Annotated in this window: 18 protein-coding genes, 3 tRNA genes and 1 pseudogene; 21 read left to right on the top strand and 1 reads right to left on the bottom strand. The window is 67.1% G+C overall.

Annotated features, from left to right (window positions below; genetic code table 11):
* Window positions 1–43 precede the first annotated feature (43 nt).
* The 9 genes from AZH51_RS02295 to AZH51_RS02255 all read left to right on the top strand — a co-directional run bounded on the left by AZH51_RS02295 (window position 44) and on the right by AZH51_RS02255 (window position 6,164).
* Complete coding sequence (locus AZH51_RS02295; protein WP_291520882.1) at window positions 44–1,324, top strand: acetyl-CoA C-acetyltransferase; 1,281 nt, start codon at window positions 44–46, stop codon at window positions 1,322–1,324.
* Window positions 1,324–2,694 (top strand): 3-oxoacyl-ACP reductase, encoded by a 1,371-nt coding sequence (locus AZH51_RS02290; RefSeq protein WP_291520880.1) that lies wholly within the window; start codon window positions 1,324–1,326, stop codon window positions 2,692–2,694. The genes AZH51_RS02295 and AZH51_RS02290 overlap by 1 nt, the downstream gene beginning before the upstream one ends.
* 6 nt (window positions 2,695–2,700) lie before the next feature.
* A complete protein-coding gene (locus AZH51_RS02285; RefSeq protein WP_291520878.1) occupies window positions 2,701–3,564 on the top strand; it encodes a MaoC/PaaZ C-terminal domain-containing protein in 864 nt (287 codons plus the stop codon).
* Window positions 3,565–3,707: 143 nt separating this feature from the next.
* Window positions 3,708–3,780: transfer RNA gene (locus tag AZH51_RS02280), tRNA-Thr, on the top strand.
* 45 nt (window positions 3,781–3,825) lie between these two features.
* Window positions 3,826–3,899 (top strand) — tRNA-Met (locus AZH51_RS02275).
* Between the two features lie 90 nt (window positions 3,900–3,989).
* Window positions 3,990–4,160 carry a 50S ribosomal protein L33 gene (gene rpmG, locus AZH51_RS02270; RefSeq protein WP_109473970.1) on the top strand — a complete coding sequence of 57 codons (171 nt, stop codon included), beginning with the start codon at window positions 3,990–3,992 and terminating at the stop codon, window positions 4,158–4,160.
* A 77-nt stretch (window positions 4,161–4,237) separates the two neighbouring features.
* On the top strand, window positions 4,238–4,684 hold the full coding sequence (locus AZH51_RS02265; protein ID WP_291520874.1) for a MaoC family dehydratase N-terminal domain-containing protein: 447 nt from the start codon (window positions 4,238–4,240) through the stop codon (window positions 4,682–4,684).
* On the top strand, window positions 4,684–5,097 hold the full coding sequence (locus AZH51_RS02260) for a MaoC/PaaZ C-terminal domain-containing protein (protein ID WP_291520872.1): 414 nt from the start codon (window positions 4,684–4,686) through the stop codon (window positions 5,095–5,097). The genes AZH51_RS02265 and AZH51_RS02260 overlap by 1 nt, the downstream gene beginning before the upstream one ends.
* A complete protein-coding gene (locus AZH51_RS02255) occupies window positions 5,094–6,164 on the top strand; it encodes a UDP-N-acetylmuramate dehydrogenase (protein ID WP_291520870.1) in 1,071 nt (356 codons plus the stop codon). Before AZH51_RS02260 ends, AZH51_RS02255 begins: the two co-directional genes overlap by 4 nt.
* Here AZH51_RS02255 and AZH51_RS02250 read toward each other — a convergent pair.
* Window positions 6,130–7,182: an adenosine deaminase gene (locus tag AZH51_RS02250; protein WP_291520868.1), complete on the bottom strand. Its 1,053-nt coding sequence runs from the start codon at window positions 7,180–7,182 to the stop codon at window positions 6,130–6,132. The two genes, AZH51_RS02255 and AZH51_RS02250, sit on opposite strands and share 35 nt — an antisense overlap.
* Before the next feature lie 131 nt (window positions 7,183–7,313).
* On the opposite strand from AZH51_RS02250, the gene AZH51_RS02245 reads away from it, so the two are divergent.
* The 12 genes and pseudogenes from AZH51_RS02245 (at window position 7,314) to AZH51_RS02190 (ending at window position 22,715) form a co-directional block, all read left to right on the top strand.
* A tRNA-Trp gene (locus tag AZH51_RS02245) sits at window positions 7,314–7,386 on the top strand.
* Window positions 7,387–7,462: 76 nt separating this feature from the next.
* Complete coding sequence (secE, locus tag AZH51_RS02240) at window positions 7,463–7,729, top strand: preprotein translocase subunit SecE (RefSeq protein WP_291520866.1); 267 nt, start codon at window positions 7,463–7,465, stop codon at window positions 7,727–7,729.
* Window positions 7,730–7,829: 100 nt separating this feature from the next.
* A complete protein-coding gene (gene nusG / locus AZH51_RS02235; RefSeq protein ID WP_291520864.1) occupies window positions 7,830–8,786 on the top strand; it encodes a transcription termination/antitermination protein NusG in 957 nt (318 codons plus the stop codon).
* A 94-nt stretch (window positions 8,787–8,880) separates the two neighbouring features.
* Window positions 8,881–9,308: pseudogene (rplK, locus tag AZH51_RS02230) on the top strand (50S ribosomal protein L11).
* A 76-nt stretch (window positions 9,309–9,384) separates the two neighbouring features.
* The gene (gene rplA / locus AZH51_RS02225; RefSeq protein ID WP_291520862.1) at window positions 9,385–10,107 is read left to right on the top strand and encodes a 50S ribosomal protein L1; all 723 of its coding nucleotides are present in this window, start codon (window positions 9,385–9,387) and stop codon (window positions 10,105–10,107) included.
* Window positions 10,108–10,252: 145 nt separating this feature from the next.
* Window positions 10,253–11,062 carry a hypothetical protein gene (locus AZH51_RS02220; RefSeq protein ID WP_291520860.1) on the top strand — a complete coding sequence of 270 codons (810 nt, stop codon included), beginning with the start codon at window positions 10,253–10,255 and terminating at the stop codon, window positions 11,060–11,062.
* A gap of 249 nt (window positions 11,063–11,311) precedes the next feature.
* Window positions 11,312–11,944, top strand: coding sequence for a 50S ribosomal protein L10 (gene rplJ, locus AZH51_RS02215; protein ID WP_291520858.1), 633 nt, complete (start codon window positions 11,312–11,314; stop codon window positions 11,942–11,944).
* Window positions 11,945–12,001: 57 nt separating this feature from the next.
* Complete coding sequence (gene rplL / locus AZH51_RS02210; RefSeq protein WP_291520856.1) at window positions 12,002–12,394, top strand: 50S ribosomal protein L7/L12; 393 nt, start codon at window positions 12,002–12,004, stop codon at window positions 12,392–12,394.
* A 145-nt stretch (window positions 12,395–12,539) separates the two neighbouring features.
* Window positions 12,540–13,721 carry an acyl-CoA dehydrogenase family protein gene (locus AZH51_RS02205; protein ID WP_291520855.1) on the top strand — a complete coding sequence of 394 codons (1,182 nt, stop codon included), beginning with the start codon at window positions 12,540–12,542 and terminating at the stop codon, window positions 13,719–13,721.
* A 17-nt stretch (window positions 13,722–13,738) separates the two neighbouring features.
* Entirely contained in the window at window positions 13,739–14,824 is a 1,086-nt protein-coding gene (locus AZH51_RS02200; RefSeq protein WP_291520853.1) for an acyl-CoA dehydrogenase family protein, read from the top strand.
* 380 nt (window positions 14,825–15,204) lie between these two features.
* Window positions 15,205–18,690 (top strand): DNA-directed RNA polymerase subunit beta, encoded by a 3,486-nt coding sequence (rpoB, locus tag AZH51_RS02195; RefSeq protein WP_291520851.1) that lies wholly within the window; start codon window positions 15,205–15,207, stop codon window positions 18,688–18,690.
* Between the two features lie 128 nt (window positions 18,691–18,818).
* Complete coding sequence (locus AZH51_RS02190; RefSeq protein WP_291520849.1) at window positions 18,819–22,715, top strand: DNA-directed RNA polymerase subunit beta'; 3,897 nt, start codon at window positions 18,819–18,821, stop codon at window positions 22,713–22,715.
* Window positions 22,716–22,768: the final 53 nt, after the last annotated feature.

The raw sequence follows: 22,768 nt of genomic DNA, 5'->3' as shown, positions 1-22,768 counted from the left end.
AATACCCCGTGGTGGGGTCCGGTCCAGCATCAGGAGATCTGCGATGAGCAGTCCACGCGACGTCTATGTCCTCGGCGGTAACCGCCTGCCGTTCGTCCGTTCGGGGGGTAAGTACCTCAAGGCGTCCAACCAGGACATGCTGACCGCGGCCATCGACGGCCTGGTCGCCCGCTACGGCCTGGGTGGCGAGCAGATCGGCGAGGTCGCCGCCGGCGCCGTCATCAAGCACGCCCGCGACTTCAACCTGACGCGTGAGTCCGTGCTCGGCTCCCACCTGTCGCCGACCACCCCGGCGTACGACGTGCAGCAGGCCTGCGGGACCGGCCTGGAGACTGCGATCCTGACGGCCAACAAGATCGCCCTCGGGCAGATCGACTCGGCGATCGCCGGTGGCTCCGACACCACCTCGGACGCCCCGCTGGCCCTCAACGACGATCTGCGTCGCACCCTGATGAAGGCGAACTACTCCAAGACCACCGGTGACAAGCTCAAGGCCCTGGCCGGCATCCGCCCCGGCCAGTTGGCGCCGGAGCAGCCCAAGAACGCCGAGCCGCGCACCGGTCTGGCGATGGGTGACCACCAGGCGATCACCACCAAGGAGTGGGGAATCACCCGCGAGGCCCAGGACGAGTTGACCGTCAAGAGCCACCAGAATCTCGCCGCCGCCTACGACCGCGGCTTCTTCAACGACCTGCTCACCCCCTACCTGGGCGTGAGCAAGGACAACAACCTGCGCCCGGACACCTCTGTGGAGAAGCTGGCCAAGCTCAAGCCGGTCTTCGGCAAGGGTGAGGGTGCCACGATGACCGCGGGCAACTCGACCCCGCTGACCGACGGCGCCTCCGTGGTGCTGCTGGGGTCGCGCGAATGGGCCGATGAGCGCAAGATCGAGCCGCTGGCTCGGTTCGTCGACGGCGAGGCTGCTGCGGTCGACTACGTCAACGGTGCCGAGGGCCTGCTCATGGCCCCGCCGTACGCGATCGCCCGGTTGCTCAAGCGCAACAACCTGACGCTGCAGGACTTCGACTTCTACGAGATCCACGAGGCCTTCGCCGCGACCGTGCTGTGCCACCTGGCCGCCATGGAGAGCCCCGAATTCTGCAAGGTGCGCCTGGGTCTGGACGCGCCGCTCGGCTCGATCGACCGCAGCAAGCTGAACGTCAACGGATCGTCGCTGGCTGCGGGGCACCCGTTCGCCGCCACCGGCGGTCGCATCGTGGCCACCCTGGCCAAGATGTTGCACGAGAAGGGCTCTGGCCGCGGGCTGATCTCCATCTGCGCCGCGGGTGGTCAGGGTGTCGTCGCGATTCTGGAGGCAGTGTGATGGCTGACAACTACAGCAACTTCGTCAACAAGAACCCGCTCGGTAAGAAGCTGGCCGGCACCGTCGGGCTGCCCAAGCCGCCGGTTCTGCGCCGCTACGAGCCGGGCCAGGACCTGACCACCGGCCCCGTCGCGATCGGCTCCTTCGACGGCGGCAACGTCGCCAAGGCGCTGACCTCCATCGTCGAGTCCTCCGGGTCCACGGTCATCAACGCGACTCCCGACACGACGTACGAGAAGGGCTCCCTCGGAGCGGCGGTCTACGACGCCACCGGGCTGCGCACGATCGATGACCTGGAGACCTTCCGGGCCTCCTTCGCCCCGGCGGTGAAGGCGCTCGGCAAGAGCGCCCGGGTGCTGATCATCGGCACTCCGCCGGCCGAGCAGGAGGAGCCGGAGGCGGCCGCCGCCCAGCAGGCGCTCGAGGGCATCATGCGCTCGATCGGCAAGGAACTGTTGCGCGGCGCCACCGCCAACCTCATCTGGTTGTCCCGGGATGCGTTCGACGAGCCCGAGGTGCTCGCCTCGCCGGTGCGCTTCTTCCTGTCCAGCCGATCGGCGTACGTCGGGGGGCAGCCCCTGCGCGTCGGTGCGGCTCCCGTGCCCGAGGTCGAGGACTGGCGGGTACCGCTGCAGGGTGAGGTCGCGGTCGTGACCGGTGCCGCGCGCGGGATCGGCGCCAAGATCGCCGAGGTCTTCGCCCGGCAGGGCGCCACGGTCATCGTGGTGGACATCCCGGCCGCCGGTGAGTCGCTGTCCAAGGTCGCCAACAAGATCGGCGGTGTTGCGCTGCAACTCGACATCACCGCGCCGGATGCCGGCCAGAAGATCGCCGAGGCAGTGGCCCGCAAGGGCGACAAGCTCGCGGCGATCGTGCACAACGCCGGGATCACCCGCGACAAGCTGTTCGTCAACGACGACACGGCTCGTTGGGGCAGCGTCATCGCGGTCAACATCAAGGCGGAGATGGCGATCAACGCCACCCTGCTGGACCCGACCCTGCCCGGTGGCCTCAAGGACGGCGGTCGGATCATCGGCGTCGCCTCCACCTCCGGCATCGGCGGCAACCGCGGCCAGGCCAACTACGCCGCCTCCAAGGCCGGTGTGATGGGTCTGGTGCGTGCCGAGGCGCCGGAGCTCGCGCCGCGACAGATCACCATCAACGCCGTCGCCCCGGGCTTCATCGAGACCGAGATGACCGCCAAGATCCCCTTCGCCACCCGCGAGGTCGGCCGGCGGATCAACGCGCTCATGCAGGGCGGTCAACCGGTCGACGTGGCCGAGGCCATCGCGTTCCTCGCCGAGCCGGGTTCGGCCGGGGTGACCGGGCAGGTTCTGCGCGTGTGCGGTCACTCCCAGCTGGGAGCCTGAGCCGGCGTGACTGACACGATCGATCTCACGTCGTCGCCGGTCCTCGCCAAAGTCTTCGCCGGTGCGGTCGCGTCCTCACGCGGCCGCACCGGCAAGGGCGGTCTGCCGGATCTGAAGGTCCGGCAGTCCGGCGTCACCATCGACATCAACGCGCTCGCGGACTATGACCACGTCTGCGGTTTTCCGTTGCTCAACGAGCTTCCCATCACGTACCTGCACAATCTCGTATTCCCTTTGCAGGCAACGCTGTTCGCTGACAAGAGGTATCCGTATCCGTTGATGGGAAGCGTCCACCTAAGCAACAAGCTGACCCAGCACCGTCCGGTGTTGCTCAGCGAGGAGCTCACCCTCGAGACGTGGGCGACCAACGCCCGGCCGCACCGCGCAGGCGTCCAGGTCGACGTCATCTCCCAGGTGTTCGTCGGGGAGGAGTTGGTGTGGGAAGGCCTCGCGGTCTACCTCTATCGCGGTCAGAAGATTGCGGGGGACGTCCCGGAGAAGGTCGACACCGGTGACGGTGTCGACGGTGCGGGTGCGATCTGGCGGCTGCCCGGTGACCTCGGGCGGCGATTCTCCCGGGTCAGCGGTGACGTCAACCCCATCCACATGTCCGGGCTGTCGGCGAAGGCCATGGGCTTCCCGACCGCCATCGCTCACGGGATGTGGAGCCAGGCCGCGATGTTGGCGGCGTTGGACTCCCGTCTCCCCTCGGCGTACGTGACGGAGATGGAGTTCCGCAAGCCGGTCAACATTCCCGGCACGGTCACGTTCGTTGCCCGCCCCGGTGGCCAGGACGGTTCGTGGGAGATGTCGCTGCGCAACCTGAAGAAGGGCACCGAGTTGGTGCGAGGGAGCGTGCGAACGCTCTGACCTCCTGGCCCTCGGTCTGTCGCAGACAGACCGAGGGGGCGCCTCGATTTCAGGTTCCCGGCCCACCTGAGGTAGCCTCTTCGTCGCGCTGCTAGCGCACAAAAACCCTTCGGAAGAAGGACGTTTGTGCGCCTGCGGAGCCGGCCCCTATAGCTCAGTCGGCAGAGCGTCTCCATGGTAAGGAGAAGGTCAACGGTTCGATTCCGTTTGGGGGCTCTGATGAACGTCTGGAATGCCCAACGCATCCCGGGTGTTGATCGAGGCGGGGTAGCTCAGCTGGTTAGAGCGCACGACTCATAATCGTGAGGTCGCGGGATCGAGCCCCGCCCCCGCTACTGGCGCAAGTCAATCGCTGACCACCCCGTCAGCAACGTCCGGATCCTCCGGACTACGAAGTCCCAAGAACACCGAGAGCAGGTTGCCCCGTGGCTAGCAAGAGCGCAGACGTCCGCCCGAAGATCACTTTGGCGTGCACGGAGTGCAAGGAGCGCAACTACATCACCAAGAAGAACCGCCGCAACAACCCCGACCGGGTTGAGCTGGCCAAGTTCTGCTCGCGCTGCGGTAAGCACACCGCGCACCGCGAGACGCGCTGAACCGCTTCGCATCGCCTTCGCGCGGCGCCACCCCGGCCACCGGGGTGGCGCTTTCGCATGCCCGTTAGATTGAGGCCATGCCGGTCAACCCAGCGGTGCAAGGGCGCACCTATCCAGCCATCCGCCCGTACGTCGTGTCCCGGGCCAAGATCGGCGAGTTCGCTGCCGCTGTGGGCGCCTCCGATCCCGCTCACACGGATCCCGTAGCGGCGCGCGAGCGCGGTTTCGCCGATGTCATCGCGCCGCCGACCTTCGCCATCCTGATCGCCCAGCAGGCCGAGGGCGCCGCGATCCTCGACCCCGAGGCCGAGATCGACTTCGCCCGGCTGGTGCACGGCGAGCAGTCCTTCACCCACCACCGGCCGCTGGTCGCCGGGGATGAGGTCACGGCCGCTACGACGGTGGACTCGGTCCGCTCGGCGGGCGGGCACTCGATGGTGACGCTCTCAACCGCGATCCAGACCGTTGCCGGTGAACCCGTATGCGCCGCGCGCAGCGTCCTGGTGATCCGAGGGGATGCCTGATGACCGACCTGAGCACGATCGCCGTCGGCGACGAACTGCCTGCCCTCACGGTCGATGTCGACCGGGCCCGGTTGATCCGCTACGCCGGGGCCAGCGGGGATTTCAACGTCATCCACTGGGACGAGCGCTTCGCGACCGCCGTGGGTCTGCCGGACGTGATCGCGCACGGTATGTGGACCATGGGCGCGGCCGGCGAGATCGTTGCCCGGTGGATCGGTGACGCCAGCCGCATCACGGGGTACAGCACGCGGTTCAGTGCGCCGGTGCCCGTCCCCTATGAGGGCGGCGCACAGATTGACGTGACCGGTGTCGTCAAGAGCATCGAGGACGGCGTCGCCACGGTCGATCTCACCGCGACCAGCGGTGGCGCGAAGGTGCTGGCCAAGACGAGCCTCACGGTCAGTCTGCGGTGAAGGAACTCTCCGGCGAGCCGCTCGCCGAGCACACCACCATGCGGGTCGGTGGCCCGGCGGCGCGGTACGTGATCGCCGAGACCACCGACGAACTCGTCGACGCCGTCCGGGAGGTCGACGACGCCGACGAACCGCTGCTGGTCCTGTCCGGCGGCTCCAACCTGGTCATCGGTGAGGCCGGCTTCCCGGGCACCGTGGTCCAGGTCGCGAACACCGGAGTGCGCACCGAATCCCTCGATGAGTGCAGCGGCGCCTACGTCTGGGTGTCCGCCGGCGAGCCGTGGGACGACTTCGTGGCCTATGCCTGCGAGCAGGAGTGGTCCGGCCTGGAGGCGCTGTCCGGGATCCCCGGGCTGGCGGGAGCCACCCCGGTGCAGAACGTCGGCGCCTACGGTCAGGAGGTCGCGCAGACGATCGCGCAGATCCGCACCCTGGACCGGGTCACCGGGATGATCCGCACCTTCGGCGTGGCCGACGCCGCCTTCGCCTACCGCGACTCGATCTTCAAACGCACCCGCATGGACGCGTTCGGCGGCCGGTACGTCGTGCTCGAAGTGGCGTTCCAACTGCACCCCCAGCCGTTGTCGACCCCCGTCCGGTACGCCGATCTGGCCACCCAGCTGGGTATCGACCAGGGCCAGCGGGCGCCCCTGGGTGACGTCCGCGAGGCAGTCCTCGCGCAGCGCCGACGTCGCGGCATGGTGCTGGAGGCCGCTGATAAGGACACCTGGTCGTGCGGGTCGTTCTTCACCAACCCGATCGTCACGCCAACCGTTGCCGACGAGGTTGCCGAGCGTGCGGGGGAGGCGCCGCCGCGGTTCGCCGCCCCGGACGGTCTGGTGAAACTGCCGGCGGCCTGGTTGATCGAGCGGGCCGGTTTCGGGAAGGGCTACGGGCTGCCCGGCCCTGCCGCGCTGTCCACCAAGCATCCGCTGGCGATCACCAATCGAGGCGGCGCCACGGGCGAGCAGATCGTGGCCCTGGCCCGCGAGGTGCGCGACGGGGTGCAGGACAAGTTCGGCGTGACGTTGGTCAACGAGCCGGTCCTGGTAGGTCTGGAGCTGTAGCCAGCCAGTCGTCGATCTCGCCCAGGATGGCGGTCTTGGTCTCCGAGGGAGCTAGCGACGCGTGCACTGACGAGCGCGCGAGATCGGCCAATCCCTCGTCGGAGAAGCCCTGTTCGCGGGCCAGCGCGTACTGGTCGACCAACCGGCTGCCGAAGAGCAACGGATCGTCGGCACCGAGCGCGATGGTGGCGCCGGCATCGACGAGCGTGTGCAGCGGCACCTGCGATGCGTCTGCGTAGACCCCCAGTGCGATGTTCGAGCGCGGGCACACCTCGAGCGCGACGCCCTCGTCGACGACCCGCGCCAGCACCGAAGGGTCCTCGACGCTGCGCACCCCGTGCCCCAACCGGTCCGGGGCCAGGGCGTCCAACGTCTGCTGCACCGATTCGGGGCCGAGCAGTTCCCCTGCGTGCGGCACCCGGGCCAGACCGGCCCGACGGGCGATCGCGAACGCCGGTGCGAAGTCATCGGTGTCGCCGCGACGCTCGTCGTTGCTCAACCCGAAGGCGAGGACCTCACCGGGTCCATGGCCGGCGTACCGCGCGGCGAGGCGCGCCAGGGTGCGGGCATCCAGCGGATGGCGGATCCGGGAGGCGGCCACGATGATCCCCACACCGGTGCCGGTGGCGGCGCTCGCGGCCCCGGCCTCGTCCAGAATCACCTCCAGCGCGGGTCCGATGCCGCCCAGCGGCCCTGCGTACGACGTCGGATCGACCTGCAACTCCAGCCACCGGGAGCCCTCGGCGGCATCAGCCTGAGCAGCCTCGCGGACCAGTCGGCGCAGGTCGTCCTCGCCGCGTACGCAGGCCCGGGCCGCGTCGTACAACCGCTGGAAACGGAACCAGCCGCGCTCGTCGGCGCCGGACAGTTTCGGCGGCCAGCCGCTCTGCAGTGCATCGGGCAGCCGCACCCCGCGCTCGGCCGCGAGTTCGTGCAGGGTCGGCAGGCTCATCGAGCCGGTGAAGTGCAGATGCAGATGCGCCTTGGGCAACGTGTTCAGATCGCGTGCCCCGGCCATGCCCCCGACCGTACCTGCGTCCGAGTTATGAGCATCGCCACCCGGCACCGTATGCTTGACCCACCGGTGAAAACCTCAGGCTGTTTTGGCATGCCCGAGGAGCCCTTCCCAAGGGGCCGGATTTTCACCGAAGGGCACTAGCTCAATTGGTAGAGCACCGGTCTCCAAAACCGGGGGTTGGGGGTTCAAGTCCCTCGTGCCCTGCGAGGCCGCCGCGTGGCAACGCGCGGTGGTGACCAAGGCGTCCGCCAGGACGTCCGGACCAACGGAAGCAGACGACGTGACGCAGGCCAGCACGACGGATCGCGGTGAGGCGCAGGACGCCACACCGGCGAAGCGTGGGCTGTTCTCGCGCATCTGGCTGTTCATCCGCCAGGTCATCGCCGAGATGCGCAAGGTGGTCTACCCGACGCGTCAGGAACTGGTGAACTACACCGTCATCGCGGTGGTGTTCATCTGCGTGATCATGGCGTACGTCGTGGGTCTGGACCAGGTGTTCAGTCACCTGGTCAGCTGGATCTTCGGGTCGTCCGGGACGTCCTCCTGACGTACGGCGCCCGCCACTAGGTGCCCACATCGGGTGCCGCTGGGCAGGCTGGGCGCGCCGCGACGCGAACACATCGAATCAACCAAGGGAAGCAAGGGTCATGACGGATCAGTGGACGCCGAACCTCGACGAGATCGACAACGATCTCGATGTCGCGGACGGCGATATCGACTCCGCACAGGCCGAGGCGACCGACGACACCGAGTTCTACGCCGAGGAGACCGCGATCCACGACGCGGACACCGGCGAGGAACTGGCCGCCGAGCCCATCGATGACGAGACCATCGATGAGGCCGTCGCCGAGGACGAGGCCGAGCAGGCCGTCGACGCGCAGCGCGACGCGATCGCCGATGAGGCCGAGGTGCTGGCTGACGAGGCCGCCAACCCCGAGCTTGCCGAGGCCATCGAGGAAGAGGCTGTCGCCCTGACGGCCGAGGAGCAGCGCGAGGCGTTCATCGCCGACCTGAAGTCGCAGTGGGGCGACTGGTTCGTGATCCACTCCTACGCCGGTTACGAGAAGCGCGTGAAGGCCAACCTCGAGACCCGCATCATCTCGCTGAACATGGAGGACTACATCTTCCAGGTCGAGGTCCCGATGGAGGAGTACCGCGAGATCAAGAACGGCCAGCCGAAGACCGGCACCCGCGTGCGGATGCCCGGATACGTGCTGGTGCGGATGGAGCTGACCAACGACTCGTGGGTCGCGGTGCGGCACACGCCGGGCGTCACCGGCTTCGTCGGCAACGCCCACGAGCCGAGCCCGCTGACGATCGATGAGGTCGTCACGATGCTCAACCCGGTCTTCGAGGACCAGACACCCGAGGGCGAGGCCCCGGCTCCGACCAAGACGGCCCCGAGCCGCGGCGGTGCGGCCACCCCGGTCGAGGTCGACTTCGAGGTCGGCGAGTCGGTCACCGTCATGGAGGGTCCGTTCGAGACCCTGCCCGCCACGATTTCCGAGATCAACATCGACACTGCGAAACTGAAGGTGCTGGTCTCGATCTTCGGCCGCGAAACGCCGGTCGAACTGTCGTTCAACCAGGTCGCCAAGATCTGATCCGCGACATCACCGCTGCGGCCAACCGGTCGTGGCAATGCAACCGGGTCATCGCCCACGGCGTAGGCCCACCACCAAGTAAGGAAACACGAGCATGCCCCCCAAGAAGAAGGTCCCCGGCTTCACCAAGCGGCAGACCCGGGCGGGGCCGCCCCCCCCGCCCCGCCGGTCGGTCCGGCGCTGGGTCAGCACGGCGTCAACATCATGGAGTTCGTCAAGGCGTACAACGCTGCGACGGAAGCCCAGCGCGGCAACGTGATCCCGGTGGAGATCACGGTCTACGAAGACCGCTCCTTCACCTTCATCACCAAGACCCCGCCGGCCGCCGAGCTGATCAAGAAGGCCGCAGGCGTCGCCAAGGGCTCCGGTGAGCCGCACAAGACCAAGGTCGCGAAGCTGACCAAGGACCAGGTCCGGGCGATCGCCGAGCAGAAGATGGCCGACCTGAACGCCAACGACATCGAGATGGCCGAGCGGATCATCGCCGGTACCGCTCGTTCGATGGGTATCGACACCCCGTAATAGCCAAAGCACCACGTGGTTGGGCCAGCGCTGGCCCGCACAACCACAACTCCCGCACCACAACCAAGGAGAAATCATGAAGCGCAGCAAGTCCTACCGCGCCGCGGACAGCAAGATCAACCACGACGAGGTCTACAGCCCGCTCGAGGCCGTTCGCCTGGCCAAGGAGTCGGCCACCACCAAGTACGACTCGACCGTCGAGGTCGCGTTCCGTCTGGGTGTCGACCCGCGCAAGGCCGACCAGATGGTCCGTGGCACCGTCAACCTGCCGCACGGCACCGGTAAGACCGCCCGCGTGCTGGTCTTCGCCAACGGTGACAAGGCCGCTGCGGCCGAGGCCGCCGGCGCCGACTTCGTCGGTTCCGATGACCTGATCGCCAAGGTCGCCGGTGGCTGGACCGACTTCGACGCCGTGGTCGCGACCCCTGACCTGATGGGCAAGGTCGGCCGCCTCGGTAAGGTGCTCGGTCCCCGTGGCCTGATGCCGAACCCGAAGACCGGCACCGTGACGATGGACGTGGCCAAGGCCGTGTCTGACATCAAGGGCGGCAAGATCGAGTTCCGCGTCGACAAGCACTCCAACCTGCACTTCATCATCGGCAAGGCATCGTTCGATGAGAAGGCGCTCGTGGAGAACTACGGTGCGGCGCTGGATGAGATCCTGCGTCTGAAGCCGGCTTCGTCCAAGGGCCGTTACATCAGCAAGGCGACCATGTCGACCACGATGGGCCCGGGTATCCCGCTGGACTTCAACAAGACCCGCAACCTGCTCGAGGACGACGCGACGGCCAACGCCTGATCGTTCCCGGCACCACAACCCGCGCACCCCAGGTGCGCGGGTTGTGTGCGTCTGCGCGGCTTATCACCCGCGCATCTGTCGGGAACCCGCGCAAACAGGCGATCGGCGTACGTCGATCGCCTGGTTTCTCGTCTACGATCACCGGGTGCGCCGCCCACTGATCGCCCTCGCCCTGCCCGTCGTCGCCCTCGGGCTGGCTTCCTGCGGGAAGACCGTCAGCGTGCCGACGCCCGCGGGCACGGGCACGGCAGCCGTGGCGGGCGCGACCTCGACGACCAGCAGCCAACCGACCTTCACCGTCGGCCAGACCGTGTCCGCCAAGCAGTTCGAGCAGCTGTCCGAGGCCGCTGCCCGCGACGCTGGATCGGCCCACCTGAAGATGTCGATGATGGACGATGCGGTCACTGCCGACGGCGAGATCTCCTACAAGGGCGGTGGCCAGGCCCTGAAGATGGACATGTCCGCGATGGGGATGGACATGCACATGATCTACGTCGACAAGATCGCCTATTTGAAGATGACCATGCTCGGCGACAAGTACGTCAAGCTCGACCCCAAGGGTGACGACGAACTCAGCAAGAGTTTCGGATCCAGCCTAGGCGGAATGTCGTCACTGAATGGTCTTGGCCCGCTTGGTGATTCGGTGAAGTGGACCGTCACGAAGTCCGGCCCGGACGGCACGACGCTCACCACCAAGCTCACCCGCGAGGCCTTGGGACAGCTGGCCAAGGCGGAAGGCAAGAGCTCGAGTCTGGACGGGCTGCCGGCCGGCGACATCACGATGACCAGCACGCTGGACGCCAAGAACCGGCCCGAGAAGACCGTCATGCAGGTCGGCGGCAAGACGATGATGACGATGACCATCTCGGACTGGGGCGTGCCGGTGACGATCACTGCTCCGCCGACCAGCCAGGTCACGACCGCGCCGAAGGATCTGGACTCCGTGGGCGCCTGAGAAGGGCGCCTGAGAAGGACGCCTGAGAAGGACGACGATTTGGCTGGGGGCGGCCCCACGCCGTACCCTGATAACACCAATGACCGCCGGTTGTCGGCTGGGTTCTCCCAGAAGACTGAAGGTCCGCATGAAGCGGCGACCTGCGCAGGTGAGCTTGAGAGCACGTTTCCCGTGAGCCCTGGCGCATCTGCGCTGGGGCTCTTTTTCGTGAGGTCCTGACCCACCGGCACACCCACGAAGGAGGTCCGCATGGCGAAGGCTGACAAGTCCGCTGCCATTGCCGAACTCACGGACAAGTTCCGAGAGTCGGGCGCGGCCGTGCTGACCGAGTACCGCGGCCTGACCGTGGCGCAGCTGACTGAGCTGCGTAACTCGCTGCGCGAGCACGCGACCTACGCCGTGGTGAAGAACACGCTCACCGAGCGCGCCGCCAAGGAAGCGGGAGTCACCGCTTTCGACGGCATGCTCGAGGGTCCGTCCGCGATCGCCTTCGTCACCGGTGACCCGGTCGAGGCGGCCAAGGGCCTGCGCGACTTCGCCAAGGCCAACCCGCTGCTGGTCATCAAGGGCGGTGTGCTTGACGGCAAGCCGCTCGAGGCCGGTGACATCACCAAGCTTGCGAACCTCGAGTCTCGCGAGACCCTGCTGGCCAAGTTGGCCGGGGCGATGAACGCCTCGCTCAGCCAGGCCGTCTACCTGTTCGCCGCTCCGCTGAACCAGGCCGCTCGCACGGTCGACGCTCTGCGGGCGAAGGTCGAGCAGGAGGGTCCGGTTGCCGAAGCGGCACCGGCTACCGAAGAAGCCCCGGCAGTAGCCGAGGCCGACGCCCCGGCGGCAGCCGAGGCAACCGAAGACGTCGCCGAGGGTGGCGACGAGAGCTGAATCTCAGCTCAATCCAGTTAAAACAGCCACTCACGGCATAACGAAAGGACGCCAATCATGGCGAAGCTCAGCACCGAAGAGCTCCTTGACGCTTTCAAGGAGATGACCCTGATCGAGCTCTCTGAGTTCGTGAAGGAATTCGAGGACACCTTCAACGTCACCGCGGCCGCTCCGGTTGCGGTTGCCGCTGCGGGCGCCCCGGCTGCGGGCGGCGGCGACGGCGCTGCCGCTGCGGAGCAGGATGAGTTCGACGTCATCCTGACCGCCGCCGGCGACAAGAAGATCCAGGTCATCAAGGAGGTCCGCGCGCTGACCTCTCTGGGTCTGAAGGAAGCCAAGGACCTCGTGGACGGCGCCCCCAAGCCCGTCCTGGAGAAGGTCGACAAGGCTGCGGCCGAGAAGGCCAAGGAGCAGCTCGAGGGCGCCGGCGCATCCGTCGAGCTCAAGTGAGCTAATCCCTCCCTGTGAAAGGGGCCCCTCCGGATTCGTCCGGAAGGGCCCCTTTTGCGTGCCTACTGAGCAACCGCTTACCCCGCGGTGGTGAGCACGATCACTGGCTCATTACAGTGGGTCCCAGCCGAACTCTGGAGGGCTCATGCGTCTCGAACTGACCGACGAGGACCGCGCATTCCAACAGGAGATGCGCGACTTCTTCACCACGAAGGTGCCGCAGGATCTACGGGACCGCTGGGCCGCCGGAGGTGAGGTCGACCCGAAGGACTTCATCGAGGCGCAGCAGACGCTGAACGCCGCCGGCCTGGCCGTACCGCACTGGCCCACCGAATGGGGCGGCCGGGGCTGGAGCGACCTGGAGCGGCACATCTATCTGCAGGAGATGCAGGCCGCCAGTGTGCCGCCGCCGTTGGCGTTCAACGCCAACATGGTCGGCCCCGTGATCGCCGCCTTCGGCTCGCAGGAGCAGAAGGAGCGCTTCCTGCCCAAGACCGCCAACCTCGACATCTGGTGGTGCCAGGGCTTCTCCGAGCCGGACGCCGGGTCGGACCTGGCCAGTCTGCGCACGACCGCTGTCCTCGACGGCGACGAGTGGGTGGTCAACGGACAGAAGACGTGGACGACCCTGGGCCAGTACGCCGACTGGATCTTCGCGCTGGTCCGCACCGACCCGCAGGCGGCCAAGAAGCAGCAGGGCATCTCCTTCCTGCTCATCGACATGAAGACACCCGGCATCACCGTGCGCCCGATCAAGCTCATCGACGGCGGCCACGAGGTCAACGAGGTCTTCTTCGAGAACGTCCGTGTCCCGGCCGACCAACTCGTGGGTGAGGTCAACGCCGGCTGGACCTACGCCAAGTTCCTGCTGGGCAACGAGCGCGTCGGTGTCGCACCGGTCGCAAGTATCAAGAAGGTGCTCGCCACCGCGAAAGCCCGTGCGGCACAGACGCGTACGCACACCGGCACGCTTCTGGACGAGCCCCTGGTCGCGGCCCGAATTGCCGAGTTGGAGGCGAGCGTCGCAGCGCTGGAACTCACCGTGATCCGGGTCGCCGCCGGTTCGAAGGAGGGCCAGCCGGACCCGGCATCATCGATCGTGAAGCTGCGCGGCACCCAGTTGCAGCAGGACGCCCTGGAGTTGCTCGCCGACATCGCCGGGCCGGCCTCGCTGCTGTGGCAGCAGCCGGAGGACACCTCCCTCGAAGCGTGGACCGCGCACGCCACCCCGACCTACCTCAACTTCCGTAAGGCCTCGATCTACGGCGGTTCCAACGAGGTGCAGCGCCAGATCATCGCCGGCGGCATCCTCGGCCTGCGGGCCTGAAAGGACACGACACAGCCATGGACTTCACGTTCGAAGAAGAACAACTGGCGCTGCGCGACGCCGTCGCCGAACTGGCCAAGCGGCACCAGCCCGAATCCACCGGCGGCGAGGTGGCCACCGGTCCGCAGCCGCTGGACAAGGCAGCCTGGACCGCGATCGCCGAGACCGGCCTGATCGCGTTGCCGTTCGCCGAGGACCTGGGCGGAGCCGACGCCTCGGCTGTGGAGGTGAGCGTCGCGGCCGTCGAACTGGGCCGCGGACGGATCCAATCGCCGTACGCCGATGCCCTGGCCGCCGCGACCCTGCTGGCCCGCCTGGGCACCGACGAGCAGCACGAGCAGCTGCTCGCCCCGCTGCTGGGCGGTGACACCCTGGTGGTCACGGCGATCGCCGAACCCGGCTGCGCGTGGTCCCTCACGCCGTACGACGTGACCGCACGGCAGGAGGGTGACGCCTGGCTGCTGGACGGGGTCAAGGAGCCCGTGCGCTACGCACCCGATGCGAGCCACGCGATCGTCGCGGCGAAGGTGGGGGAGCAGACCGGACTATTCGTCGTCGAGACCGGCGGCGAGGAGCGCGTGGCCCTGGACGGTACGCCGGGTGCGCCGCTTGGTGAGCCGGGCGCGGCCACCGATGAGGCCCTGCGCGCGGCCGCCAACCTGGCCATCCTGACGGTGGAGAGCGAGGCGTTCGGTGCCATGCAGGGGGCGCTGGACCTGACCGTCGGCTACCTCAAGACCCGCAAGCAGTTCGGCGTGCCGCTGGCGACCTTCCAGGCGCTCACCTTCCGGGCCGCCGACATGTACGTCGCCCTGGAGTTGGTGCGCAGCAGTGTGCTCTACACCGCGATGGCGCTGGCCGCCGACCCGCTGGACGACCTGGCCGCATCCCGCCTGAAGGTGGTCGCCGGCCGCAATGCCCGGCTGGTCGGGCAGGAGGCCATCCAGTTGCACGGTGGCATCGGCATGACCGCTGAGTACGCCGTGGGCCACTACACCAGCGCGATCACCGACATCGAGCACTCCTGGGGCGACACCACCTACCACCTGGCGCGGCTGGCCGGTCAGGTGCGGGAGTACCCCGAGGTGTCGGTCCTGCGCTGAGGTGTTTTTCCGCGCGGGTGCTTGACGAGGGCCCGTGGGCGGGTGCACAGTCGTGGGACGCGCTGCGGGGGCAGCGACGGATCGGCCTTACGGCTCGGTGGCCTCTCGTGCCCCGGAATTCCGTCGGGTTTACTTCACTTGCCTGATCGGGTATGGTATTGCTTTGCGCTGCCCGTGTCCGCCCAGCCCTTTGCTCAGATGAGCTTGATCCAGCCCGGATATCACGCAGACCGCGTCGCCCGCCCGAGCGCCTCCCGCGCCGGCAGTCGATTTGACGGTCGGTGATCGTCGTGCCCGCGATCAGCAGCTGATCAACAGGTTAGGTCATCGACGCAGGTAGCCGACCGAACCGCCCGTAAGGCCTGTGGAAGGACCCATCCTTGGCTGCCTCGCGTACTGCGACCAATACCCTCTCGTCGGCGAAGACGGCTTCGGGCCGTCTCTCGTTCGCCAAGATCCGCGAACCTCTGGAGATGCCGGACCTGCTGGCTCCCCAGACGGAGAGCTTCGACTGGCTGCTCGGAAACGAGCGCTGGCAGGAGCGCGTAGCTGCCGCAAAGGCAGCCGGACGTGAGGACATCAACGACCGTTCCGGTCTGGAGGAGATCTTCGAGGAGATCTCTCCGATCGAGGACTTCTCCGGCTCGATGAGTCTGTCGTTCCGTGACCACCGCTTCGAGGAGGTCAAGTACACGACGGAGGAGTGCAAAGAGAAGGACATCACCTACGCGGCGCCGCTGTTCGTCACCGCGGAGTTCATCAACAACAACACCGGTGAGATCAAGAGCCAGACGGTGTTCATGGGCGATTTCCCGCTCATGACCGAGCGCGGCACCTTCATCATCAACGGCACCGAGCGTGTCGTGGTCTCCCAGCTGGTGCGTAGCCCGGGTGTCTACTTCGAGCGCAGCATCGACAAGACCTCCGACAAGGACGTCTACACCGCCAAGATCATCCCGAGCCGCGGTGCCTGGCTGGAGTTCGAGATCGACAAGCGCGACACCGTCGGTGTGCGCGTGGACCGCAAGCGAAAGCAGTCGGTCACGGTTCTGCTGAAGGCGCTCGGCCTGTCCGAGGCCGACATCCTGGAGCAGTTCGGCCAGTACGACAGCATCCGCGCGACCCTGGAGAAGGACCACACGGTCACCCAGGACGAGGCGCTGCTGGACATCTACCGCAAGCTGCGCCCGGGCGAGCCGCCGACCACCGAAGCGGCCCGCAACCTGCTGGACAACCTGTACTTCAACACCAAGCGCTACGACTTGGCCAAGGTCGGTCGTTACAAGGTGGACAAGAAGCTGGGTCTGCAGGTCTCGCTGAACAAGTCCACCCTGTCGGTTGACGACATCGTGGCCACGATCAAGTACCTGTGCGCCCTGCACGCCGGCGAGCCGGTCATGCGCGGGTTCCGTAACGGCGCCGAGACCGACCTGCGGGTCGAGGTCGACGACATCGACCACTTCGGCAACCGCCGGATCCGCAACGTCGGTGAGTTGATCCAGAACCAGGTCCGCACCGGTCTGTCCCGGATGGAGCGCGTCGTCCGCGAGCGCATGACCACCCAGGACGTCGAGGCCATCACGCCGCAGACCCTGATCAACATCCGGCCCGTCGTCGCCTCCATCAAGGAGTTCTTCGGCACCAGCCAGTTGTCGCAGTTCATGGACCAGAACAACCCGCTGGCCGGTCTGACGCACAAGCGGCGTCTGAACGCGCTGGGCCCGGGTGGTCTGTCCCGTGACCGCGCCGGCATGGAAGTTCGTGACGTGCACCCCAGCCACTACGGCCGGATGTGCCCGATCGAGACGCCGGAAGGCCCGAACATCGGTCTGATCGGTTCGCTCGCGTCCTACGGCCGGATCAACGCGTTCGGGTTCATCGAGACCCCGTACCGCAAGGTCGAGAACGGCGTCGTCACCGATGAGGTGCACTACCTCACCGCGGACGAGGAGGACGAGTTCGTCAAGGCGCAGGCCAACGCCCCGCTGAACCCCGACGGTTCGTTCGTCGAGGAGCGGGTCCTGGTGCGCGTCAAGGACGGCGAAGCCACCGACGTCCCGGCCGACGAGGTCGACTACATGGACGTGTCCGCACGTCAGATGGTGTCGGCGTCCACCGCGCTGATCCCGTTCCTGGAGCACGACGACACCTCGCGCGCCCTGATGGGCGCCGCGATGCAGCGTCAGGCCGTGCCGCTGGTCCGTTCCGAGGCGCCGCTGGTCGGCACCGGGATGGAGTACCGCGCCGCGCTGGACTCCGGTGACGTCATCCGGGCCGAGAAGGCCGGTGTCGTGCAGGAGGTCTCCGCGGACCTGGTGACCGTCGCCAACGACGACGGCACCTACATCACCTACCGCGTGGCCAAGTTCACCCGCTCCAACGCGGGTACCTGCTACAACCAGCGCGTCGTGGTCACCACCGGTGACCGCCTCGAGGTGGGCTCGGTCATCGCCGACGGTCCGGCAACGGACGGTGGCGAGATGGCTCTCGGAAAGAACCTGCTCGTGGCATTCATGCCGTGGGAGGGCTACAACTTCGAGGACGCCATCATCTTGTCCCAGCGGTTGGTGCAGGACGACGTACTCTCCTCGATCCACATCGAAGAGCACGAGATCGACGCCCGCGACACCAAGCTGGGCCCGGAGGAGATCACCCGGGACATCCCGAACGTCTCCGAAGAGGTCCTGGCCGACCTGGACGAGCGCGGCATCATCCGCATCGGTGCCGAGGTACGCGATGGCGACCTGCTGGTCGGCAAGGTCACGCCCAAGGGTGAGACCGAGTTGACCCCGGAGGAGCGCCTGCTGCGCGCCATCTTCGGTGAGAAGGCCCGTGAGGTCCGTGACACCTCGATGAAGGTCCCGCACGGCGAGACCGGCACGGTCATCGGCGTCAAGGTCTTCGACCGCGAGGAGGGCGATGAGTTGGCGCCCGGCGTGAACCAGATGGTCCGCGTCTACGTCGCCAACAAGCGCAAGATCACCGACGGTGACAAGCTCGCCGGCCGCCACGGCAACAAGGGCGTCATCTCCAAGATCCTGCCCGTCGAGGACATGCCGTTCCTGGAGGACGGCACCCCGGTCGACGTCGTGCTGAACCCGCACGGTGTGCCGCGCCGGATGAACCTCGGGCAGATCCTGGAGTTGCACCTGGGCTGGGCCGCGAGCCGCGGCTGGCAGATCGAGGGCAGCCCCGACTGGGCCAAGCAGATCCCGGCCGACGCCCACGAGGCGCCCGCGGGTTCGCGCGTGGCCTCCCCGGTGTTCGACGGTGCGAGCGAGGAAGTCATCTCGGGTCTGCTGGACTCGACGACTCCGACCCGCGACGGCCAGCGCCTGATCGGTCACGAGGGCAAGACCCGGCTCTTCGACGGTCGCTCCGGCGAACCGTTCCCGGAGCCGGTGTCGGTGGGCTACATGTACATCTTGAAGTTGCACCACCTGGTCGACGACAAGATCCACGCCCGCTCCACCGGTCCGTACTCGATGATCACCCAGCAGCCGCTGGGCGGTAAGGCCCAGTTCGGTGGCCAGCGCTTCGGTGAGATGGAGGTGTGGGCCCTGGAGGCGTACGGCGCCGCCTACGCACTGCAGGAGCTGCTCACCATCAAGTCCGATGACATCAACGGCCGCGTGAAGGTCTACGAGGCCATCGTCAAGGGCGAGAACATCCCCGAGCCGGGCATCCCCGAGTCGTTCAAGGTGCTCATCAAGGAAATGCAGTCGCTCTGCCTCAACGTCGAGGTGCTGTCCAGCGATGGTCAGGCGATCGACCTGCGCGAGAGCGACCAGGAGGTCTTCCGCGCCGCGGAAGAACTCGGGATTGACCTGAGCCGGCGCGAGCCGAGCTCAGTCGACGAAGTCTGAGACTTCCAACGGTGAGGTACGCCGAGAGGCCGGCCGATCGGCGTACCTCACCTCCCGTCCGATTGACCAACGCCATTTCAGACTCAGAACTTTCAGACTTCGCTAGGTAACAAGAAGGAAGGCACACCGTGCTGGACGTCAACTTCTTCGACGAACTGCGTATCGGCCTCGCTACCGCTGACGACATCCGTCAGTGGAGCCACGGTGAGGTGAAGAAGCCCGAAACCATCAACTACCGCACCCTCAAGCCCGAGAAGGACGGCCTCTTCTGCGAGAAGATCTTCGGCCCCACCCGGGACTGGGAGTGCTACTGCGGTAAGTACAAGCGCGTCCGCTTCAAGGGCATCATTTGTGAGCGCTGTGGCGTCGAGGTCACCCGCTCCGCGGTGCGCCGTGAGCGGATGGGTCACATCGAGCTCGCCGCGCCGGTCACCCACATCTGGTACTTCAAGGGCGTTCCGTCGCGCTTGGGCTACCTGCTCGACCTCGCCCCGAAGGACCTGGAGAAGGTCATCTACTTCGCGGCGTACATGATCACCTCCGTCGATGAGGAGCAGCGGCACGCCGACCTGCCCTCGCTGGAGGCGCAGATCGAGGTCGAGAAGAAGGAACTGATCAACCGTCGCGACGACGAGATCAACACCCGCGCCAGCAAGCTGGAGACCGACCTGGCCGCCCTGGAGGCTGAGGGCGCCAAGGCCGACGCGCGTCGCAAGGTGCGCGACTCCGCCGAGCGCGAGATGACCCAGATCCGCCGCCGCTACGACCAGCAGGTCGAGAAGCTCGAGCAGGTGTGGGACCGGTTCAAGAACCTCAAGGTCCAGGACCTCGAGGGCGATGAGACCCTCTACCGCGAGATGCGTGACCGGTTCGGTCTGTACTTCGAAGGTGGCATGGGTGCGGCTGCTCTGCAGAAGCGCCTGGAGACCTTCGACCTGGACGCCGAGGCGGCCTCGCTGCGCGAGACCATCGCCACCGGTAAGGGTCAGCGCAAGACGCGCGCCCTCAAGCGGCTGCGGGTGGTCACTGCGTTCCAGCAGACCAAGAACCACCCCACCGGGATGGTCCTGGACGCCGTGCCGGTCATCCCGCCGGACCTGCGCCCGATGGTGCAGCTGGACGGTGGCCGCTTCGCGACCTCCGACCTGAACGACCTCTACCGCCGGGTCATCAACCGCAACAACCGGTTGAAGCGACTGCTGGACCTCGGTGCGCCGGAGATCATCGTCAACAACGAGAAGCGGATGCTGCAGGAGGCTGTCGACAGCCTCTTCGACAACGGCCGTCGTGGCCGTCCGGTCACCGGACCGGGCAACCGTCCGCTGAAGTCGCTGTCCGACATGCTCAAGGGCAAGCAGGGCCGGTTCCGTCAGAACCTGCTCGGTAAGCGCGTGGACTACTCCGGCCGTTCGGTCATCGTGGTCGGCCCGCAGCTGAAGCTGCACCAGTGTGGTCTGCCCAAGCAGATGGCCCTGGAGCTGTTCAAGCCGTTCGTGATGAAGCGTCTGGTCGACCTGGACTACGCGCAGAACATCAAGTCGGCCAAGCGCAAGGTCGAGCGCGCCAACCCGGTCGTGTGGGACGTCCTCGAAGAGGTCATCCGTGAGCACCCGGTGCTGCTGAACCGTGCGCCCACGCTGCACCGTCTGGGTATCCAGGCGTTCGAGCCGCAGCTGGTCGAGGGTAAGGCCGTGCAGATCCACCCGCTGGTCTGCACCGCGTTCAACGCCGACTTCGACGGTGACCAGATGGCCGTGCACGTGCCGCTGTCCGCCGAGGCGCAGGCCGAAGCACGCATCCTGATGCTCTCGAGCAACAACGTGCTGAAGCCGGCCGATGGTCGACCGGTGACCATGCCCTCCCAGGACATGATCACGGGTATCTACCACCTGACCTCCGAGGCGGGCCGCGCCGAGGTGAGTGACGGCGTACTGCGCTCGTTCTCCAGCCCGGCCGAAGCCCGGATGGCGTTCGACCGCGGCGAGATCAAGCTCGGTTCGGCCATTTCGGTGCGCGTCGCCGACCAGGTGCCGCCGGCCGGCTACGAGCTCGCCGACGACGTGGTCGTCGATGAGCTGGGCCGCGCTGCCTTCGTGACGATCGAGACCACGCTGGGCCGGGTGCTCTTCAACGAGACGCTGCCCGAGGACTACCCGTTCCTCAACGCGACGATCGACAAGAAGACGCTGTCCGGTGTGGTCAACGACCTCGCCGAGCGGTACCCCAAGACCCAGGTCGCCGCGTCGCTGGACGCGCTCAAGGAGGCCGGTTTCCACTGGGCGACGCGTTCGGGTTGCACCGTGGCGATCTCCGATGTGCGCACCCCGGACAACAAGGAGCAGATCCTTGCCGGGTACGACGCGAAGGCCGCCAAGGTCCAGAGCCAGTTCGACCGCGGTCTGCTGACCGACGACGAGCGCCGTCAGGAGCTCATCGAGATCTGGACCCAGGGAACCAACGAGGTCGCGGCCGAGATGGAGCGCAACTTCGACAGCACCAACCCGATCTACCGCATGGTGGCCTCGGGTGCGTCGGGTAACTGGTACCAGGTCCGGCAGATCGCCGGTGCGCGTGGTCTGATGGCCAACCCGAAGGGCGAGATCATCCCGCGTCCGATCAAGTCCAACTTCCGTGAGGGCTTGTCGGTGCTGGAGTTCTTCATCTCCACGCACGGTGCTCGTAAGGGTCTGGCGGACACCGCTCTGCGGACCGCGGACTCGGGTTACCTGACCCGCCGGCTGGTCGACGTCTCCCAGGACGTCATCATCCGCGAGGACGACTGCGGCACCGACCGCGGTCTGGTCATGCCGATCTCCCAGGAGACCCCGGACGGCAGCCACGTCGAGCACGAGTCGGTGGAGACCTCGGTCTACGCCCGCAACCTCGCCGAGGACGTCGTCATCGACGGTGAGGTGCTGGCCGCGGCCGGCTCCGACCTGGGTGACGTCAACCTGGACAAGCTGATCGCCGCCGGCGTGCGCGAGGTCAAGGTCCGCTCGGTGCTCACCTGTGAGTCCCGCGTCGGTACCTGCGCCATGTGCTACGGCCGGTCCCTGGCGACCGGCAAGCTGGTCGACATCGGTGAGGCCGTTGGCATCATCGCGGCCCAGTCCATCGGTGAGCCCGGCACCCAGCTGACGATGCGTACCTTCCACACCGGTGGTGCTGCTGCTGGTGACGACATCACCCGCGGTCTGCCGCGTGTCGTCGAGCTCTTCGAGGCCCGCACGCCCAAGGGTGTCGCGCCGATCGCGGAAGCGGCCGGCCGGGTCGTCATCGAGGAGACCGACAAGGCACGTCGTGTGCTGATCACGCCGGACGACGGTTCCGAGGAGCAGGCCTACCCGGTCAGCAAGCGGGCCCGTCTGCTGGTCGCCGACGGCGAACACGTCGAGGTCGGCGCCCAGCTGGTGCAGGGTGCCATCGACCCCAAGCAGGTGCTGCGCATCCTGGGTGCCCGCGAGGTGCAGAAGCACCTGGTGGACGAGGTCCAGGCCGTGTACCGCCTGCAGGGTGTGGCGATCCACGACAAGCACATCGAGGTCATCGTGCGTCAGATGCTTCGTCGCGTGACGATCATCGAGGCCGGCGACACCGACCTGCTGCCGGGCGAACTGGCCGAGCGTGGCCGGTTCGAGGACGCCTCGCGTCGCGCGGTGGCCGAGGGCGGTCGCCCGGCGTCGGGTCGTCCGGAGCTGATGGGTATCACCAAGGCGTCGCTTGCGACCGACTCGTGGCTCTCGGCGGCCTCCTTCCAGGAGACCACCCGGGTGCTCACCGAGGCGGCCATGCACGCCAAGAGCGACCCGCTGCTCGGCCTGAAGGAGAACGTCATCCTGGGCAAGCTGATCCCGGCCGGAACCGGTCTGCCGCGCTACCGCAACGTGACGGTGGAGCCGACCGAGGAAGCCAAGGCGCAGCTGTACGCCCTGCCGGACTACCAGCCCTACGACTACCCGGTCTTCGGTCCGGGCTCGGGTGAGGCTGTGCGTCTGGACGACGTGTCGTTGGGCTTCGATTCCTAAGCAATCTCCGACACCACCGGCAGCGGCCCGGGATCGCAAGATCCCGGGCCGCT

The sequence above is a fragment of the Branchiibius sp. NY16-3462-2 genome, from assembly GCF_001594145.1.
GTDB lineage: Bacteria > Actinomycetota > Actinomycetes > Actinomycetales > Dermatophilaceae > Branchiibius.
Note: the sequence above shows the minus strand (reverse complement) of the source record. Positions and strands in the feature narration are given on the sequence as shown.

Coding starts and splice junctions, on each gene's coding strand:
- AZH51_RS02295 (WP_291520882.1), top strand. CDS start 44: ATGAGCAGTCCACGCGACGTCTATGTCCTCGGCGGTAACCGCCTGCCG.
- AZH51_RS02290 (WP_291520880.1), top strand. CDS start 1,324: ATGGCTGACAACTACAGCAACTTCGTCAACAAGAACCCGCTCGGTAAG.
- AZH51_RS02265 (WP_291520874.1), top strand. CDS start 4,238: ATGCCGGTCAACCCAGCGGTGCAAGGGCGCACCTATCCAGCCATCCGC.
- AZH51_RS02260 (WP_291520872.1), top strand. CDS start 4,684: ATGACCGACCTGAGCACGATCGCCGTCGGCGACGAACTGCCTGCCCTC.
- AZH51_RS02250 (WP_291520868.1), bottom strand. CDS start 7,182: ATGGCCGGGGCACGCGATCTGAACACGTTGCCCAAGGCGCATCTGCAT.
- nusG (WP_291520864.1), top strand. CDS start 7,830: ATGACGGATCAGTGGACGCCGAACCTCGACGAGATCGACAACGATCTC.
- rplA (WP_291520862.1), top strand. CDS start 9,385: ATGAAGCGCAGCAAGTCCTACCGCGCCGCGGACAGCAAGATCAACCAC.
- rplJ (WP_291520858.1), top strand. CDS start 11,312: ATGGCGAAGGCTGACAAGTCCGCTGCCATTGCCGAACTCACGGACAAG.
- rplL (WP_291520856.1), top strand. CDS start 12,002: ATGGCGAAGCTCAGCACCGAAGAGCTCCTTGACGCTTTCAAGGAGATG.
- AZH51_RS02205 (WP_291520855.1), top strand. CDS start 12,540: ATGCGTCTCGAACTGACCGACGAGGACCGCGCATTCCAACAGGAGATG.
- AZH51_RS02200 (WP_291520853.1), top strand. CDS start 13,739: ATGGACTTCACGTTCGAAGAAGAACAACTGGCGCTGCGCGACGCCGTC.